Source organism: Kribbella sp. NPDC058693 (assembly GCF_042715335.1).
Classification (GTDB): domain Bacteria; phylum Actinomycetota; class Actinomycetes; order Propionibacteriales; family Kribbellaceae; genus Kribbella; species Kribbella jiaozuonensis.
Genome location: NZ_JBHXSQ010000003.1, coordinates 1,574,147 through 1,588,726 on the forward strand (window position 1 = coordinate 1,574,147; position 14,580 = coordinate 1,588,726).

Sequence of the window (14,580 nt, forward strand, 5' to 3'; positions counted from 1 at the left end):
GCCATTACCCAAATCCTGACGGACCACCAGTAGCAGGCGGCGGACTGCGCTGGGTGGACGGTAGTTTCTCCGAGGTGGATGCGTTTGCGGGGCGGTACCGCCTGATCGACCTCGTCGGGACCGGAGGTATGGGCTCGGTCTGGCGGGCGTGGGACCTGCGGCGGTCGGCGTACGTGGCGGCGAAGGTGCTGGGCCAGCATGATGCGGCGACCTTGCTGCGGTTCGTACGCGAGCAGTCCCTGCGGATCGAGCACCCACATGTGGTCGCGCCGCACGGGTGGGCCGCGGACGACGACAAGGTCGTGTTCGCGATGGACCTGGTACGCGGCGGATCGGTTGCCACGCTGCTCGGTGATCATGGTCCGCTGCCGGAGTCGTACGTCGCGGTGCTGGTGGATCAGTTGTTGCACGGGTTGTCCGCGGTGCATGCGGCGGGCGTCGTACACCGTGATGTGAAGCCGGCCAATCTCCTCCTCGACGCGACGGGTACGGCGCGACCGCACCTGCGGCTGTCCGACTTCGGCGTGGCCGGCCTGGTCAACGAACCGCGGATGACCCGTCACAGCACGGTCCTCGGTACGCCGGGCTACCTAGCGCCCGAACAGCTGGCCGGCGCCGACCCGGACCCACGCCAGGACCTGTACGCCGTCGGCGCTGTGGCGGCCGAACTCCTCACCGGCGAGCGCCCCGGCACGGACGGCAGACTGCCTGACCTCGACGGACCTCTGGGCGAGTTCGTTCGCCGCCTGACAGCGAAGAATCCAGCCGACCGGCCCGAGTCCGCCGCCTCCGCCGGGCGCCTGCTGGCCGCGACCGGCGCAGTACCTCCGCCGGGAGCCGAGCCATGGCTACAGGACCCCGACGCCCCCGAGGTGTTCGTCCAGCTCCCACCCCTCCCGCCGAACTGGACCCCTGCGGGCCCCCAACAGCCGCCACCCACTTCCGACCGAGCGCCCGCGGCTGTGGAAGGTCCGAGGCGGTCGCGGGTGCTGTGGGCCGTGGCGGTCGGCTGTTTCGTGGGCGCGGTCGGGTTGTTGGGGAGCGCGACCTGGTTGCTGGTTCGGTGACGGCAAGGACCACGATGTGACCTGGGTCGTGGTGTGGGTTGCGGGGGAGGGCATACTTGAAGCACGAGTGAACCCACTCGCGTGCTCCGGGGTCGGTGTAATTCCGAGCCGGCGGTGACAGTCCGCGACCCGGCCGCTGCAGTTCGGCGGCTGGTTGACCTGGTGGAATTCCGGGACCGACGGTGAAAGTCCGGATGGGAGGCGCACGCGGTCGGCGGGTGTGCTCTGACGTCCGGTCGAGGCGTGCGCGAGGTGGCGGCGTACGGCGAAGCCCGGGTGGCGGAGCGTGGTCGCCGGTCGTCACGAGACCCCGGTGGTGCGTCCGTGACGACGAGGGACCGAAGAGCAGTGAGCAACGCTTCGCCGATTGATGTCGCGTGGATGCGGCGTGCGGTCGAACTGGCCGCGAAAGGTGTCGGCAGCACCCATCCGAACCCGGTGGTCGGTTGTGTCGTCACCGGCCCCGACGGGCATCCCGTCGGCGAGGGCTTCCACGCCGTTGCCGGTGGCCCGCATGCCGAGGTCGAGGCGCTCCGGATGGCCGGAGCCCGGGCGCGCGGCGGTACGGCGTACGTGACGCTGGAGCCTTGCAACCACACCGGCCGGACCGGTCCGTGCGCCGACGCGTTGATCGAGGCCGGGATCGCGCGGGTCGTGTACGCCGTACCGGACCCGAACCGTGCTGCGGCCGGCGGTGCCGAGAAGCTGTCCAGCAAGAACATCGAGGTCGTCGAGGGCGTACTGCGGGACGAGGCCGAGGCGGTCAACTACGTCTGGCTGCACAGCGTCCGGACGGGGCGCCCGTTCGTCACGTGGAAGTTCGCGACCACGCTGGACGGACGCTCCGCGGCGCCGGACGGGACGAGCAAGTGGATCACCGGCCCGATCGCGCGCGCCGACGTACACCGGCACCGGGCGGAGTGCGACGCGATTGCCGTCGGCACCCAGACCGTGCTGGACGACGACCCCGAGCTCACGGTCCGGGACGAGAACGACGTACCGGCGGCGCGGCAGCCGTTGCGGGTCGTCGTCGGCGACCGCGAGATCCCGCCGACCGCGCGGGTCCGCAACGACCGCGCGGAGACGTTGCTGCTGCCGACCCACGATCCCGCCGAGGTGCTCCGGCAGCTGGACGACCGGCAGATCCGGCACCTGTGGCTCGAGGGCGGCCCGACGCTGGCCGCCGCGTTCGTCCGCGCCGGTCTGGTCGACCAGATCATCGCGTACGTCGCCCCGGCCGTGCTCGGTTCCGGGTTCGCCGCGGTCGGCGATCTCGGCGCGGAATCGATCGACCACCTTCGGCGGTTCAAGCTAGCGGACGTCAGCCGCCTCGGTGACGACGTCCGGCTGACCCTGGTTCCTCTGGGAGGAAAGTAGATGTTCACCGGCATCATCGAAGAACTCGGCACGGTCGAGTCCCTCGACCTGCTCGACGGCGACGCCGCGCGGCTGACGATCCGCGGGCCGAAGGTGACCGAGGACGCCGGCCACGGCGACTCGATCTCGGTCAACGGCTGTTGCCTGACGGTGGTCGAGTACGGCGACGGCCTGTTCACCGCGGACGTGATGCGCGAGACGCTGCAGCGCACCAGCCTCGGTGGCCTCGACAAGGGCTCGTCGGTCAACCTGGAGCGCGCCGTCACGGCGCACGCGCGGCTGGGCGGGCACATCGTCCAAGGGCATGTCGACGGCACCGGCACGATCGCCAGCCGTACGCCGGGGGAGCACTGGGAGGACGTCCGGGTCGCGACGACGCCGGAGATCCTCAAGTACATCGCCGAGAAGGGCTCGATCGCAGTCGACGGGGTCTCGCTGACCGTGACCGATGTCGACGACGCGTCCGGGACGTTTGGGATCAGCCTGATCCCGACGACGCTCGAGCTGACGGTTCTCGGCCGCAACAAGGTGGGCGACACGGTCAACCTCGAGGTCGACGTGATCGCGAAGTACGTAGAGAGACTAATTGCTGGAGGCAACAAGTGAACCCGATCGACTGGCTGTTGCACTCCCAGGTGACGATCGCCGGGTCGCCGGTGCTCGTCCGGGAGATCGTCGGCAACGTGTTCGGTCTGGCCAGTGCCCTGTTCGGTATGCGCCGGCTGGTCGCCGCGTGGCCGGTGGGCATCGTCGGCAACGTGCTGCTGTTCACGGTCTTCGTCGGCGGGATCTTCGACACCCCGCAGGACAAGGACCTCTGGGGCCAGGCCGGCCGGCAGGTGTTCTTCGCGCTGATCAGCCTGTACGGGTGGTACCGCTGGTACCAGACCCGGCACCAGGGCGCAGCGAAGGGCGTGCAGCCGCGCTGGGCCACGACCCGCGAGCGGCTCGAGCTGCTCGGGTTCGCGGTGGTGCTGTACGCGATCTCGTACTTCGTACTCCGTGCGCTCGGCTCGTGGGGTCCGCAGTGGGACGCGTGGATTCTGACCGGTTCGATCCTGGCGACGTACGGGATGGCCCGTGGGTTCGTCGAGTTCTGGCTGATCTGGGTCGCGGTGGACGTGGTCGGCGTACCGCTGCTGGTGCAGGCGAAGTTCTACCCGTCGGCGACGATGTACGTCGTCTACGGGCTGTTCTGCGTGATCGGATTCGCGTCGTGGTGGAAGATCCAGAACCGCGAGCGGGTCGAAACTCCGGAACCAGTGGTGGTGGGCTGACATGGGTGCCGTCTTGAAGCTCGACACGATCGAGCATGCGATCGACGAGATCCGCGCCGGGCGACCGGTGATCGTGGTCGACGACGAGGACCGCGAGAACGAGGGCGACCTGGTCTTCGCGGCGTCCAAGGCGACGCCGGAGTTGCTGGCGTTCCTGATCCGGTACAGCTCGGGTGTGGTGTGCGTGCCGATGGAGGGCGCGGAGCTCGACCGGCTCGGGATCCCGCTGATGACGCCGCACAACCGCGAGCGGATGCGGACGGCGTACACGATCTCGGTCGACGCGCGGGACGGGATCAGCACCGGTATCTCGGCGGCCGACCGGGCCCGGACGATCCGGGTGCTGACGGATTCAGCCTCGGAGTCGTACGACGTGGTGCAGCCGGGGCACGTGTTCCCGTTGCGCGGCCGGGAGGGCGGCGTACTCGTGCGGCCAGGGCACACCGAGGCGTCGATCGATCTCGCCCGTCTTGCCGGGTTGACGCCGGCGGCGGTGATCTCCGAGATGGTGAACGACGACGGGACGATGAAGCGTGGTGCGGACCTGCGGACGTTCGCGGACGAGCACGGTCTGGTGCTGGTGTCGATCGACGACCTGATCCGGTACCGGCGTCGTACGGAGTCCCAGATCGAACGGGTCGCGACGACGACGCTGCCGACGCAGTACGGCGATTTTGTTGCCCACGGCTACCGGAACACGGTGGACGGGTCGGAGCAGCTCGCCTTGGTGCGCGGGCCTTTGGGCGATGGGCCGACGTTGGTGCGGTTGCATTCGGAGTGTTTGACCGGCGATGTGTTCGGATCGCTGCGGTGCGACTGCGGGCCGCAGCTGGACGAGGCGATGCGGCAGGTCGCGGCCGAGGGCGGTGTCGTGGTGTACCTGCGCGGTCATGAAGGGCGCGGGATCGGGCTACTGCACAAGCTGCAGGCGTACGAGCTGCAGGATGCGGGGCGGGACACGGTCGATGCGAATCTTGATCTGGGTCTGCCGGCTGATGCTCGTGACTATGGCACTGGGGCGCAGATTTTGGCTGATCTGGGCGTGACTTCTGTGCGTTTGTTGACCAATAACCCTGACAAGCTTGCTGGTGTTCAGGGATATGGCATTGATGTGGTCGAGCGGCGCGGGATCTCGATCGACCCGACGGAGCACAACTTGCGGTATCTGCGGACCAAGCGCGACCGGATGGGTCACCACCTGCCGGGCGGCGTACTCACGGAAGAGAACGGAGCCGGCTGATGTCGGGCAGTGGAGCACCAACCATCGAAGCCCCGCGGGTCGAGGGCGCCCGTGTCGCCATCGTGGCGGCCCAATGGCACCCGAAGGTCACCGACGCCCTGGTCGCCGGAGCCATCCGCGCACTCGACGACTCCGGGGTGACGGACTACACCGTGATCCGCGTGCCTGGTTCTTTTGAACTCCCGGTGGCTTCGTTGCATGCGGCAAAGGCTGGGTACGACGCTGTCGTGGCGTTGGGCGTGGTGATCCGCGGGGATACGCCGCACTTCGAATATGTATGCCAGGCGGCGACTGAGGGTCTTATGCAGGTAGGCGTGTCGACTGGAGTTCCTGTCGGCTTCGGCGTCCTCACCTGCGACAACGACCCCCAGGCACTGGATCGCGCTGGGCTGCCAGACAGCCGCGAGGACAAGGGCTACGAAGCAACCCAAGCCGCCCTCTCCACCCTCGCCGCCGTCCGGCAACTGGGGTAAGCCCCCGCACGCTACGCAGCCGCTACCTTCGTCGCTCCGCTCCTCAACGCGGCCGCTACGCGCGCTACCCACCCGCCCCCCGGCTTATCGCCGGTGCATCCTTTCCGGCTACCGCCGGAGGTGCCGGCTATCGCCGGGGTGCCGGCTGCCGCCGGGGTGGCGGGCTGCCGCCCGCGGTCGACTGCGGCCCCACGCGTGCTGCGCAGCCGCTTCCTTCGTCGCTCCGCTCCTCAGCGCGGCTGCTTCGCGCGCTTCCACCCACCCGCCTGCTGCTCCACCGTCGATTCGAAGGACATCCGGCGCTCAGCGCGGTGACTGCTTGCTGGGCCGTTCTCGGGCAGCGGGCTCTGGCGGCGGCTGCAGCGCTGATGGTCCGAGGCCGGTCCGTCGACGGCGCGCTAGGTGAGCCGCATGCCCGGGCTATCTGCTGGGCTATCGGTCAGCGGGCGGGGCCGGCGTGAGGTGGGCCACCTCGCGCGAGGTGGCCCAGCCTTATCCGGGCCTCGCAGCCGATCCTCGACCAACCACATGCAGCCCGACCACGTGGCGGTCACCCGCGAGCGCCAGCGAGCAAACCGCGGGCGGCAGCCCGCCACCCCGGCGATAAGCCGGCACTCCGGCGATAAGCCGGCAACCGGCGGCAGCCGGCACCTCCCGGCGATAAGCCGGCACTCCGGCGGCAGCCGGCACCCCCCGGCGATAAGCCGGGCACGTCCGGCGATAGCCGGAAAGGATGCACCGCGCTGAGCGGGGGGTGGGTGGGCAGCGTGCGGAGCGGCTGCGCTGAGGAGCGGAGCGACGAAGAGAGCGGCCGCGTAGCACGCGGGGGACTTCCCCTCACCCGATCCGCGTGTGATTCATGTGCCAGTTGGCCGTCCACGTCTTTCCGCCATCAGTCGAGAAGGACTGTTCCCAGGACGCCTTGTCGACGCCGCGGTTCCACAGGAAGCGGACGTCGATCGGTTGCCCGTCCCATTCGTCAGGCCCCTCGAAGGTGCCGACATCCCCGTCGAACGAGCCGATGACCGGTGTCTCCAGATGGCCGCGTTCGCTGTTGATCCAGTGGATTGCCCAGGTGCGTGACTTCGGGTCGTACAGCCGGAACGTCGCACCCCGGAATCCCTCAGTCGGATACCAGCCCTCATCCACGCTGATCGCCCCATCGAAGTACGTCGTACCCTCCAGCTCCGCGTCGAACTCGTGCCACTCGAACGGCTCGCCCAGCACCGGACGACGCCGCAGGTTGTGGAACGACCAGCGGCCGGTCAGGAAGTCGAAGTCGTCAGTCATCTTCGGTACGTCGAGAGCCGGCGGCGGATCAGACCGCCGCGTGAAGTCCATGATCCAGTTGGTTTCCCAGGTCTTGCCGCCGTCGCTGGAGTACGCCTGCTCCCAGTGCGCCGTCTTGTCGGTGATGTCCGACCACTCGTAGCTGCACAGGATCGGGAACCCGTCCAGCGAGTCCTCACCCACCAACCGGCACGATGTGCCGTCCGCGGACCAGCCGCCACGCACCGGCGGGTACAGCGTCATCGTCGTGCTGTTGACCCACCAGATGCTCCACTGCTTGGCCACCGGGTCGAACACCCGCAGCGACAGCCCGTACGACCCCTTCGTCGGGAAGCGCATCTCGTCGATGCTGATCTGGCCGTCGAAGTACGTGTGGGCGGTCGTGGTCCCGTCGTACTCGAGCCACTCGTCGCAGTCGGCGAAGGCCTGTTTCAGCGTGCGGTGGTGGACGTCGAAGTACCCGTTGAGGAAGTCGAAGTCGCCGGTGACCTTGTTCCATGTCGTCATGCAGCAAGCCTCCAGCCAATACCTGACAACCGATGGCAGTGATAAGCACTAACCTGAACAGCATGCGTTCGAGCCGGCTGTTGTCGATCCTGCTGTTGCTGCAGACGCGCCGGCAGCTGACGGCGCGTGAGCTCGCGGACGAACTCGAGGTGTCACTGCGCACGATCTACCGCGACGTCGAAGCGCTGGCAGCGGCCGGGGTTCCCGTGTACGCCGATCAGGGTCGCGCCGGCGGCTATCGACTCGTCGAGGGGTACCGCACCAAGCTCACCGGCCTGACTGAGCAGGAAGCGGCCGCGCTGTTCTTAGTTGGTATGCCGGGCGCAGCCGCCGCGCTCGGCCTCACTGCGGAGACGAGCGCGGCCGAACTCAAACTGCTCGCCGCCCTCGCGCCCGACCAACGCGACCGCGCCGGCCGCCTCAAGAACCGCTTCCACCTCGACCTACCGGCCTGGTACCAGGACGCCGAGGACTCGCCACACCTGTCCGCCGTCGCCGACGCCGTGCTCCACGACCGCCGGATCAAGGTCCTCTATCGCCGCTGGGAAGAACCGCGCGAGGTCGAGCGCCTCCTCGAGCCGCACGGCCTGGTCCTGAAGAACGGCAGCTGGTACGTCGTTGCCGCGACGCCCCGAGGTCTCCGCACGTACCGCGTCTCCAACATCCTCGAGCTGACGCCGACCGAGGACAGCTTCGAGCGGGACCCGGAGTTCAACCTGACCCAGTTCTGGCAGGACCACCTCGAAGGCTTCGACCGCGTCCGGTACACCGACGAGGCCGTCGTACGAGTCTCCGCCGGCCTGGCCGCCAGGATCTACGACGTCTCGTTCCCGAGCCTGGTCAAAGCGGTGGCGGCCGCCGAGCCGGAGCCGGACGGAAGCGTCGTGGTGACGATCCCGATCGAGTCGGTCGGCAACGCGGCCGCCTCACTGAGCAGGTTCGGCGCCGCGGTCGAGGTGCTCGAGCCTCCCGAACTACGGGCCGAGCTGGCGAATCTCGGCCGCGCGCTCCACGACCTCTACTCCTGAGCCAACTCTTCGTTGGCCCGCTGGCCCGCCTCGGTACTGCGACGCAGGAAGTCGGCGATCAGCTTCAACTCCGGCTCGGAGTACTCCGCGAGTACGTCGTCCATCGCGCCGATCATCGGCTGGTACACCCGGAACACGTCCATCCCGCGATCCGGCAGCACGCGGATCGTGACGCTGCGGCGGTCCGCCCGCGCGCGGTCCCGGGCGATCCAGCCGGCCTTCTCGAGCCGGTCGAGGATGCCGGTCAGCGTCGCCGGGTGCAGACCGGCCTGACGAGCGAGTGCGCTCGGCGTGAGCGGTCCGCTGCGGGCGAGCACGTCGAGGCAGTCCAGGTCGACGTCCTTCAGCGCCAGTTTGCCGCCGACCTGGTGGTTCAGCAGGGCGAGCTGGATCCGCAGGTCGCGGAGCGCGGCCTTGATCTCGTTGCCGGTACGCCGGTGGTGGCGTGCGTCACTCGGTTCTGTCTGTTCCATATATTATGATTCCCGTACTATATGAGTTACAGATCAGATTCACAATAGCGCAAGGAGACGCGGGATGAGGATCACGGTGTTCGGCGCGACGGGTGGGATCGGCGGTCACGTCGTACGGCAGGCGCTCGATGCGGGGCACAAGGTGACCGCGGTGGTGCGGAAGTCGTCGTCGTTCGAGGTGGAGCATCCGTCCCTCGAGGTGGTCCGGGTGGCGGGTCTGGACGATCCGGAGCCGCTGCGTGAGGCGCTCGACGGGAGTACGGCGGTCATCTCCGGCGTGGGAGCCCGCGGGCGGAAGGACGGGCCGGTCGCGTCGCGCAGTACGCGATCGATGCTGACGGCAATGGAAGCGGCCGGGGTACGGCGGTTCGTCGCGGTCAGCGCCGCGCCGCTCGGGCCGATCCCGGCGGACGAGAGCTTCCTGAACCGCCGGGTGGTGTATCCGATGATCAACGCGTTCGCGGCCGACGTGTACGCCGACCTGCGGCTGATGGAGGCGGCGATCATGAGCAGCGCCACGGACTGGACGATCGTGCGTCCGCCGAAGCTCAACAACAAGGCGCTCACCGGTCACTACCGCACGGTCGTGGGCGGCACGGTCACCAAGGGGTACTTCATCTCGCGTGCCGACGTCGCGCACTTGATGCTCGCCGTACTCGACGACCCGGCGACGATCGACCAGCCGGTCGGAGTGTCGTACTGATGACGCGGTTCGTACGTTCCGCGAGCTTGTTGTTCAGCGGGGTGTTTGCCGGATTTCTGGTGAGCGTTCTCGTGCTCGAGAACTCCTTGCGTGGGTTCGATGCGTCGGTCTACACGCAGACCCGGTTGGTGGAGCTGGACTCGCTGGACAAGTTGGCCTCGGCAACGTTGATCCCGGCAATGATCACGACCGTGGTGCTGGCCATCCGGGCTCGGGGCAACGATCGGCGGATGGTGCTGGTGGCGGTCGCGTTGCTGGTGATCGTGTTCGCGACCACGTTCGCGATCAACCTGCCGATCAACTCGGACCAGTCCGCATGGTCGGTACAGAACCCGCCGTCCGATTGGGCGAGCGTCCGGGATCGATGGCAGGTCGCCCACGCGATCCGCACTGCAGCGGCGGTCCTCGCCTTCGGTGTGCTCATCGTCGCCAGTCAGGTCAGCACAATGGTCCGAGGTCGCATGCGACGTGTGACCGCCGCCGTTCGGGTGTGACTAGGCCAGCAGGTCGTGGGGTACGGCGTGGGCGGTGCCCCTGCGGCCGGTGGTGGTTCGGGCCATCGTGAGGGAGTTGAGGAGCGCTTCCTCGACTGATTCCGTGACGGCTTGGAACGGGCCGCGGAGATCGTTGTCGGCGTAGCCCGGGGTGCGGTTCGTGGTGAAGGCGATCGCGTAGTCGCCGCTCCCGGGTGCGAAGTCGGAGCCGACCCGGCCCATCGCAAACACCGCCCGCCGCGCAAGCCGGCCCAACTGCCGGGCGTCGAGCGGAAGATCCGTGGCCACGACGATCATGCAACTGTTGCCATCCGCATCAACAGGCGTCGCGGGGACAGGTCGCCCGAGCACCGTCAACAAGCCGGAGAAGTTCGATTGCACAATCGCTCCTACGGTGCCGGACGCCACAAGGCGGGAGGACGTGCCGATGCCGGCTTTGAAGCCGAGAGCGGTGGTCCCGGTGCCGGCTCCGGCGCAGCCTTCGAGGGGGAGGTCCGACGAGGCAGTGTCGAGGGCGGCGTGGACGTGGGCGGGTGTGATCGGGCGGCGGCGGATGTCGGACAGGTAGGCGTCGTTGGTTTCGCCGACGATCGGGTTGAGGCTGGTGGCGCGAGGGTCGCGGTCGAGGAGCCAGGTCAGCAAGGCGTCGGCGACACGGAAGGTGCTCAGGGTGCCGGTCAGCAGGATCGGGGTCTCGATCACGCCGAGCTCGTCGACCTGGGTGGTGCCGATCAGCTTGCCGTACCCGTTGCCGACAGCAACAGCTGCCGGCAGGGTCCCGGCGTACCCGTCGGGGACGATCGCGGTGACCCCGGTGTTCAGTCCGTCGCCGGTGAGCGTGGTCTGGCCGACGCGGACGCCAGGGACGTCGGTGATCGCGTTGAGGGGACCGGTGGGCAGGGTGCCGACGATGACGCCGAGGTCGCGGACTCTCCGGGGATTCTGCATACGGATATCGTCGGCCACATGCTCCAGCACCTCGCCGGCCGGGTCTGGCTCTACCCGCACGACCCGGACCCCGATGCGATCCGCCCGTCGGTCGCCGTCATCGCCGACGACCGCGGCTCGGTCCTCGTCGACGCGGGCAACAGTCCCGAGCACGCCCAAGCCATCCGTACGGCGATCGCCGCAGCCGGACTGCCAGCGCCGAGGTGGCTCGTCTACACCCACCACCACTGGGACCACACCTGGGGCGCCTCCGCCTGGGACGACGTGACCGTCATCGCTCACGAGTCAGCCGTCCCGATCCTCACCGCCGAAGCCCGACGCCCGTGGAGCCACCAATACCTCCACGACGAAGTCGAGGCCAATCCCAAGCTCGGCCCCAGCTTCCGCGCCCGAGCGCTCGCCGTACCCGACTGGACCGGCTTCCGGATCGTCCTCCCCGACGAGACCTTCGACGACACCCTCACCCTCCCGACCGGCGTCGTACTGCGTCACGTCGGCGGCAACCACGCCCCGGACTCGGTCATCGCCGTCGCCGACGGCGTCGCCCTGCTCGGCGACGCGTTCTACCCGCCGCCGTACCACCTGCGCACGCCCGACGACACCATCGACTACGCCATGGTCAAGCAGCTCTTGTCCGAGCACCACGACTGGTACGTCGACGCGCACTCAGCTCCGCGCACCAGATCAGCCGCGCTCGCTGGGTCCTAGCGGAGACCTGTCGCCGACGAACCACAAGTGCCCGAACGGATCCAGGAACGACCCCTGCCGATGCGTCCCCCACGGCACGGCGTGATCGCGGACCGGGTCGAAGCTCCCGTCCGCGCCCGCCTCGACGGCACGCCGTACGAAACCGTCCGGATCGTCCACGAACATCTCGACCCGAACCGTCGGAGCGCCGGTCGCCGCGGGTGTTTTCCAGATGTTGTCCCCCGGTTCGCCGAGGAAGATCGGGGCGCCGTTGACGCTCAGCCCGACCACGCTGCCGAGGTTCCAGAGCTCGACCGCTCCGAGCGCCTCGGCGTACCAGGCCGCGGCCGCCGGCGCGTCCGGCACGGCGAGCATCACAGAGATCTGCGCGAATCCGTCCATGGCTCCAGTAACCCACAGACGAGCCGCGGGGAGGTCCGATCGGCGGACCTGGGGGCGGGGGAAGGTGACCGGACCCCGTAGGCTGGGCGCGCGATGAAGAGTTTTGAGGAGCTGTTTGCCGAGCTGGGTGAGAAGGCGGCGACACGTCCGGAGGGTTCCGGGACCGTGGCGGCGCTGGATGCCGGCGTGCACGCGATCGGCAAGAAGCTGGTCGAAGAGGCCGCCGAGTCGTGGATGGCAGCCGAGTACGAGGGCAAGGAGCGGGCCGCGGAGGAGCTGTCCCAGCTCTTCTACCACGCTCAGGTGATGATGCATGCCCTCGGCCTGGACCTCGAGGACGTGTACCGACATCTGTAGGAGTTACCTCCTCCAGATCACCGGTTCACTTCCCCAGAAAGGGCAGTCGCCATGCTGCGCGTCGCAGTACCGAACAAGGGCTCGCTGAGCGAAGCCGCCACCGAGATGCTCGTCGAGGCCGGCTACAAACAGCGCCGTACCACCAAGGACCTCACACTCACCGACTCGGCCAACGAGGTCGAGTTCTACTACCTCCGCCCGCGGGACATCGCGGTGTACGTCGGGGAGGGCACTCTCGACGTCGGCATCTCCGGCCGTGATCTCGTGCTCGACTCGCACGCCGACGCGGACGTGATCATGGGCCTCGGGTTCGGCTCGTCCACGTTCCGATTCGCCGGGCGGCCCGGGGTCGCGGACTCCATCAAGGACCTGGCCGGCAAGCGCATCGCCACGTCGTACGCCGGCGTACTGCAGGACCACCTGGCCGAGAACGGCGTCGACGCATCCGTGGTCCGCCTTGACGGCGCGGTCGAATCGGCCGTCCAGCTCGGGGTCGCCGACGTGATCGCCGACGTGGTGGAGACCGGTACGACGCTGCGGCAGGCCGGGCTCGAGGTGTTCGGCGAGCCGATCCTGAAGTCCGAGGCCGTGCTGATCAAGCGGCACGGCGTCGAGAACCCGCCGAACGGAATGCACCAGCTGGTACGCCGGCTCGAAGGCGTCCTGATCGCGCGGAACTACGTGATGATGGACTACGACATCCGCGCCGAGAACGTCGACGCGGCCACCTCGGTGGCGCCCGGCCTGGAGTCGCCGACGATCTCCCCGCTGCACAAGCAGGGCTGGGTCGCCGTCCGGGTGATGGTGCAGCGTGCCGAGGCCCAGCGCCTGATGGACCAGCTGTGGGAGGTGGGCGCCCGTGCCATCCTCACCACAGACATCCACGCCTGCCGGATCTGACATGAGCGACAGGCTCTTCACCTTCCATCCGCGGATCCTCGCGCTGATGGCCGGGGTGATGGGCCTGTCGCTGCTGGCGGTGTTCGGGGTGATCTGGGTCCGGTTGCCGGCCGAGTCGCGGGATTCGTTCAGCTGGTTCCAGCGGATCACGTTGCTGGTGTTCTTCGGGGCGATCCTGTGGATCCTGTACCGGATGACGACGCTGCGGGTGACGGCGTACGCCGACGGGCTCCGGGTGCGGAACGTGTTCAAGTCGTACACGCTGACCTGGGCGGAGATCAGCGGACTGCGGTTCCGGCCGGGGGACGCGTGGCTGCAGCTGTTCGATGCCGATGGCAACCGGATCGGCATCCTCGCGGTCCAGGCCGCGGAGGGAGCCCGGGCGAGCCGCGCCGCGAAGGAGCTTGCGGCGGTGGCTCGCGACCACGGCGCCGGAGCTAATCGGCCACCGAAAAGCTAGTCGTGTGCGACTCGCCCGGCTTCAGGACGACCAGGTCCTGACCGGTGATGAACGCGTCCGGCGGACACGTCATCGGCTCGACCGCCAGCGCCGTACGCCCGACTGCCTCGCCGGTGAACAGCTGCATCCAGGGTGTGTCACTGGTGAGCACCGATCGCGCGCCGCTGTCGGGATCCGTCAACGAGACCGACCAGGCGCCGCCGAGTCCGGTGAAGGCGTTGTCGATCGAGGTTGCCGCGATCAGTCGGCCTCCGGTGAAGTCGTACGACGAGCCGGTCACTGGTGTGAGGCCGACGGGCTGCATCCTCTCCGAGGAGACCTCCAGGCGGTCGGATGCGGTGAACTCGAGCACGCATTCGTCGATCGGGCGGCCGACAGAGAGATACGGATGTGCTCCGTAGCCGTAAGGCGCAGCGGATCCGCCAATGTTGGTGGCAGTCGCGGTGACAGTCAGGCGATCGGTGAGGCGGTAGTCGAGGCGGAGGTCCAGCTGGTGGGGGTAGCCGGGCTGGCCGTGCAGGCGATGGCCGACGACCAGGGCGGCCGGGTCTGAGCCGTCGTCCACGCGGAGCCAGTTGGCCCAGCGGGTCAGGCCGTGGATTGCGTTCTGGCGGGCGGGCTCGGTCAGGTACAGCTGCTGGGCGACGCCCTCGAACGTGTACTTCCCGTCGGTGATCCGGTTCGGCCACGGGAACAGGTGCTGCCCGATCCCCGCGTGCGCCGCCTCGTCCTCGCCGTACCCGAGCAGGACCGGGCGACCGTCGTACGTGAGCCCGCGCAGCCCACCGCCGACGCTGACCACGGTCGCCTCGTACCCGCCGCCGCGGAGGACCCACTGCTCACCCGATGGGGAAACATTCATGGTCCAATCCTGACTGACGCTGTCCATCCTGGGCG

The 14,580-nt window shown here is 68.5% G+C and carries 18 protein-coding genes and 1 riboswitch; of the genes, 13 read left to right on the plus strand and 5 right to left on the minus strand.

The annotated features are described in order from the left end of the window. The first annotated feature begins 74 nt into the window (after positions 1-74). The 6 genes from ACFWUU_RS25800 (at position 75) to ribH (ending at position 5,434) form a co-directional block, all read left to right on the plus strand. Positions 75-1,067, plus strand: a complete 993-nt coding sequence (locus ACFWUU_RS25800) for a serine/threonine-protein kinase (protein ID WP_380178919.1) — start codon at positions 75-77, stop codon at positions 1,065-1,067. 77 nt (positions 1,068-1,144) lie between these two features. Further along, positions 1,145-1,278, plus strand: a riboswitch (FMN riboswitch). A gap of 137 nt (positions 1,279-1,415) precedes the next feature. Continuing rightward, complete coding sequence (gene ribD / locus ACFWUU_RS25805) at positions 1,416-2,444, plus strand: bifunctional diaminohydroxyphosphoribosylaminopyrimidine deaminase/5-amino-6-(5-phosphoribosylamino)uracil reductase RibD (RefSeq protein ID WP_380178921.1); 1,029 nt, start codon at positions 1,416-1,418, stop codon at positions 2,442-2,444. Then, positions 2,445-3,050 carry a riboflavin synthase gene (locus ACFWUU_RS25810; RefSeq protein ID WP_137257987.1) on the plus strand — a complete coding sequence of 202 codons (606 nt, stop codon included), beginning with the start codon at positions 2,445-2,447 and terminating at the stop codon, positions 3,048-3,050. Beyond that, positions 3,047-3,721, plus strand: coding sequence for a nicotinamide riboside transporter PnuC (gene pnuC, locus ACFWUU_RS25815; RefSeq protein WP_380178923.1), 675 nt, complete (start codon positions 3,047-3,049; stop codon positions 3,719-3,721). The genes ACFWUU_RS25810 and pnuC overlap by 4 nt, the downstream gene beginning before the upstream one ends. Before the next feature lies 1 nt (position 3,722). Further along, positions 3,723-4,961: a bifunctional 3,4-dihydroxy-2-butanone-4-phosphate synthase/GTP cyclohydrolase II gene (locus ACFWUU_RS25820; protein ID WP_380178925.1), complete on the plus strand. Its 1,239-nt coding sequence runs from the start codon at positions 3,723-3,725 to the stop codon at positions 4,959-4,961. Next, positions 4,961-5,434, plus strand: a complete 474-nt coding sequence (gene ribH, locus ACFWUU_RS25825; RefSeq protein WP_380178927.1) for a 6,7-dimethyl-8-ribityllumazine synthase — start codon at positions 4,961-4,963, stop codon at positions 5,432-5,434. Before ACFWUU_RS25820 ends, ribH begins: the two co-directional genes overlap by 1 nt. A gap of 837 nt (positions 5,435-6,271) precedes the next feature. Here ribH and ACFWUU_RS25830 read toward each other — a convergent pair. After that, complete coding sequence (locus tag ACFWUU_RS25830; protein ID WP_380178929.1) at positions 6,272-7,231, minus strand: hypothetical protein; 960 nt, start codon at positions 7,229-7,231, stop codon at positions 6,272-6,274. Between the two features lie 62 nt (positions 7,232-7,293). On the opposite strand from ACFWUU_RS25830, the gene ACFWUU_RS25835 reads away from it, so the two are divergent. Beyond that, on the plus strand, positions 7,294-8,259 hold the full coding sequence (locus ACFWUU_RS25835) for a helix-turn-helix transcriptional regulator (protein WP_380178931.1): 966 nt from the start codon (positions 7,294-7,296) through the stop codon (positions 8,257-8,259). On the opposite strand, the gene ACFWUU_RS25840 is transcribed toward ACFWUU_RS25835, so the two are convergent. Beyond that, complete coding sequence (locus ACFWUU_RS25840) at positions 8,250-8,732, minus strand: MarR family transcriptional regulator (RefSeq protein WP_380178933.1); 483 nt, start codon at positions 8,730-8,732, stop codon at positions 8,250-8,252. The two genes, ACFWUU_RS25835 and ACFWUU_RS25840, sit on opposite strands and share 10 nt — an antisense overlap. Positions 8,733-8,796: 64 nt before the next feature. On the opposite strand from ACFWUU_RS25840, the gene ACFWUU_RS25845 reads away from it, so the two are divergent. After that, the gene (locus tag ACFWUU_RS25845; RefSeq protein ID WP_137257981.1) at positions 8,797-9,435 is read left to right on the plus strand and encodes an NAD(P)-dependent oxidoreductase; all 639 of its coding nucleotides are present in this window, start codon (positions 8,797-8,799) and stop codon (positions 9,433-9,435) included. After that, complete coding sequence (locus tag ACFWUU_RS25850; RefSeq protein WP_380178935.1) at positions 9,435-9,929, plus strand: anthrone oxygenase family protein; 495 nt, start codon at positions 9,435-9,437, stop codon at positions 9,927-9,929. The genes ACFWUU_RS25845 and ACFWUU_RS25850 overlap by 1 nt, the downstream gene beginning before the upstream one ends. Here ACFWUU_RS25850 and ACFWUU_RS25855 read toward each other — a convergent pair whose 3' ends face one another. Beyond that, positions 9,930-10,877 carry a P1 family peptidase gene (locus ACFWUU_RS25855; protein WP_380178937.1) on the minus strand — a complete coding sequence of 316 codons (948 nt, stop codon included), beginning with the start codon at positions 10,875-10,877 and terminating at the stop codon, positions 9,930-9,932. Between the two features lie 18 nt (positions 10,878-10,895). On the opposite strand from ACFWUU_RS25855, the gene ACFWUU_RS25860 reads away from it, so the two are divergent. Then, complete coding sequence (locus ACFWUU_RS25860) at positions 10,896-11,585, plus strand: MBL fold metallo-hydrolase (RefSeq protein WP_380178939.1); 690 nt, start codon at positions 10,896-10,898, stop codon at positions 11,583-11,585. Here the strand turns inward: ACFWUU_RS25860 and ACFWUU_RS25865 are convergent. Beyond that, entirely contained in the window at positions 11,562-11,966 is a 405-nt protein-coding gene (locus ACFWUU_RS25865; RefSeq protein ID WP_380178941.1) for a VOC family protein, read from the minus strand. The two genes, ACFWUU_RS25860 and ACFWUU_RS25865, sit on opposite strands and share 24 nt — an antisense overlap. Before the next feature lie 93 nt (positions 11,967-12,059). Between ACFWUU_RS25865 and ACFWUU_RS25870 the strand changes: the two genes are divergently transcribed. Genes ACFWUU_RS25870 through ACFWUU_RS25880 form a run of 3 tightly spaced genes read left to right on the plus strand, consistent with a single transcriptional unit; the run spans position 12,060 to position 13,683 of the window. Next, complete coding sequence (locus tag ACFWUU_RS25870; protein WP_134109136.1) at positions 12,060-12,323, plus strand: phosphoribosyl-ATP diphosphatase; 264 nt, start codon at positions 12,060-12,062, stop codon at positions 12,321-12,323. Between the two features lie 51 nt (positions 12,324-12,374). Continuing rightward, positions 12,375-13,223, plus strand: a complete 849-nt coding sequence (hisG, locus tag ACFWUU_RS25875) for an ATP phosphoribosyltransferase (protein ID WP_137257976.1) — start codon at positions 12,375-12,377, stop codon at positions 13,221-13,223. A 1-nt stretch (position 13,224) separates the two neighbouring features. Then, on the plus strand, positions 13,225-13,683 hold the full coding sequence (locus ACFWUU_RS25880; RefSeq protein WP_137257975.1) for a PH domain-containing protein: 459 nt from the start codon (positions 13,225-13,227) through the stop codon (positions 13,681-13,683). Here the strand turns inward: ACFWUU_RS25880 and ACFWUU_RS25885 are convergent. Beyond that, entirely contained in the window at positions 13,661-14,545 is an 885-nt protein-coding gene (locus tag ACFWUU_RS25885) for an aldose 1-epimerase family protein (protein WP_380178943.1), read from the minus strand. The genes ACFWUU_RS25880 and ACFWUU_RS25885 overlap by 23 nt on opposite strands. Positions 14,546-14,580: the final 35 nt, after the last annotated feature.

What these genes read in the sequence shown, in the direction of transcription:
- ACFWUU_RS25810 (WP_137257987.1), top strand. Translation starts at nt 2,445, where the DNA reads ATGTTCACCGGCATCATCGAAGAACTCGGCACGGTCGAGTCCCTCGAC.
- ACFWUU_RS25820 (WP_380178925.1), top strand. Translation starts at nt 3,723, where the DNA reads ATGGGTGCCGTCTTGAAGCTCGACACGATCGAGCATGCGATCGACGAG.
- ribH (WP_380178927.1), top strand. Translation starts at nt 4,961, where the DNA reads ATGTCGGGCAGTGGAGCACCAACCATCGAAGCCCCGCGGGTCGAGGGC.
- ACFWUU_RS25830 (WP_380178929.1), bottom strand. Translation starts at nt 7,231, where the DNA reads ATGACGACATGGAACAAGGTCACCGGCGACTTCGACTTCCTCAACGGG.
- ACFWUU_RS25835 (WP_380178931.1), top strand. Translation starts at nt 7,294, where the DNA reads ATGCGTTCGAGCCGGCTGTTGTCGATCCTGCTGTTGCTGCAGACGCGC.
- ACFWUU_RS25840 (WP_380178933.1), bottom strand. Translation starts at nt 8,732, where the DNA reads ATGGAACAGACAGAACCGAGTGACGCACGCCACCACCGGCGTACCGGC.
- ACFWUU_RS25845 (WP_137257981.1), top strand. Translation starts at nt 8,797, where the DNA reads ATGAGGATCACGGTGTTCGGCGCGACGGGTGGGATCGGCGGTCACGTC.
- ACFWUU_RS25850 (WP_380178935.1), top strand. Translation starts at nt 9,435, where the DNA reads ATGACGCGGTTCGTACGTTCCGCGAGCTTGTTGTTCAGCGGGGTGTTT.
- ACFWUU_RS25855 (WP_380178937.1), bottom strand. Translation starts at nt 10,877, where the DNA reads ATGCAGAATCCCCGGAGAGTCCGCGACCTCGGCGTCATCGTCGGCACC.
- ACFWUU_RS25860 (WP_380178939.1), top strand. Translation starts at nt 10,896, where the DNA reads ATGCTCCAGCACCTCGCCGGCCGGGTCTGGCTCTACCCGCACGACCCG.
- ACFWUU_RS25865 (WP_380178941.1), bottom strand. Translation starts at nt 11,966, where the DNA reads ATGGACGGATTCGCGCAGATCTCTGTGATGCTCGCCGTGCCGGACGCG.
- ACFWUU_RS25870 (WP_134109136.1), top strand. Translation starts at nt 12,060, where the DNA reads ATGAAGAGTTTTGAGGAGCTGTTTGCCGAGCTGGGTGAGAAGGCGGCG.
- hisG (WP_137257976.1), top strand. Translation starts at nt 12,375, where the DNA reads ATGCTGCGCGTCGCAGTACCGAACAAGGGCTCGCTGAGCGAAGCCGCC.
- ACFWUU_RS25880 (WP_137257975.1), top strand. Translation starts at nt 13,225, where the DNA reads ATGAGCGACAGGCTCTTCACCTTCCATCCGCGGATCCTCGCGCTGATG.
- ACFWUU_RS25885 (WP_380178943.1), bottom strand. Translation starts at nt 14,545, where the DNA reads ATGAATGTTTCCCCATCGGGTGAGCAGTGGGTCCTCCGCGGCGGCGGG.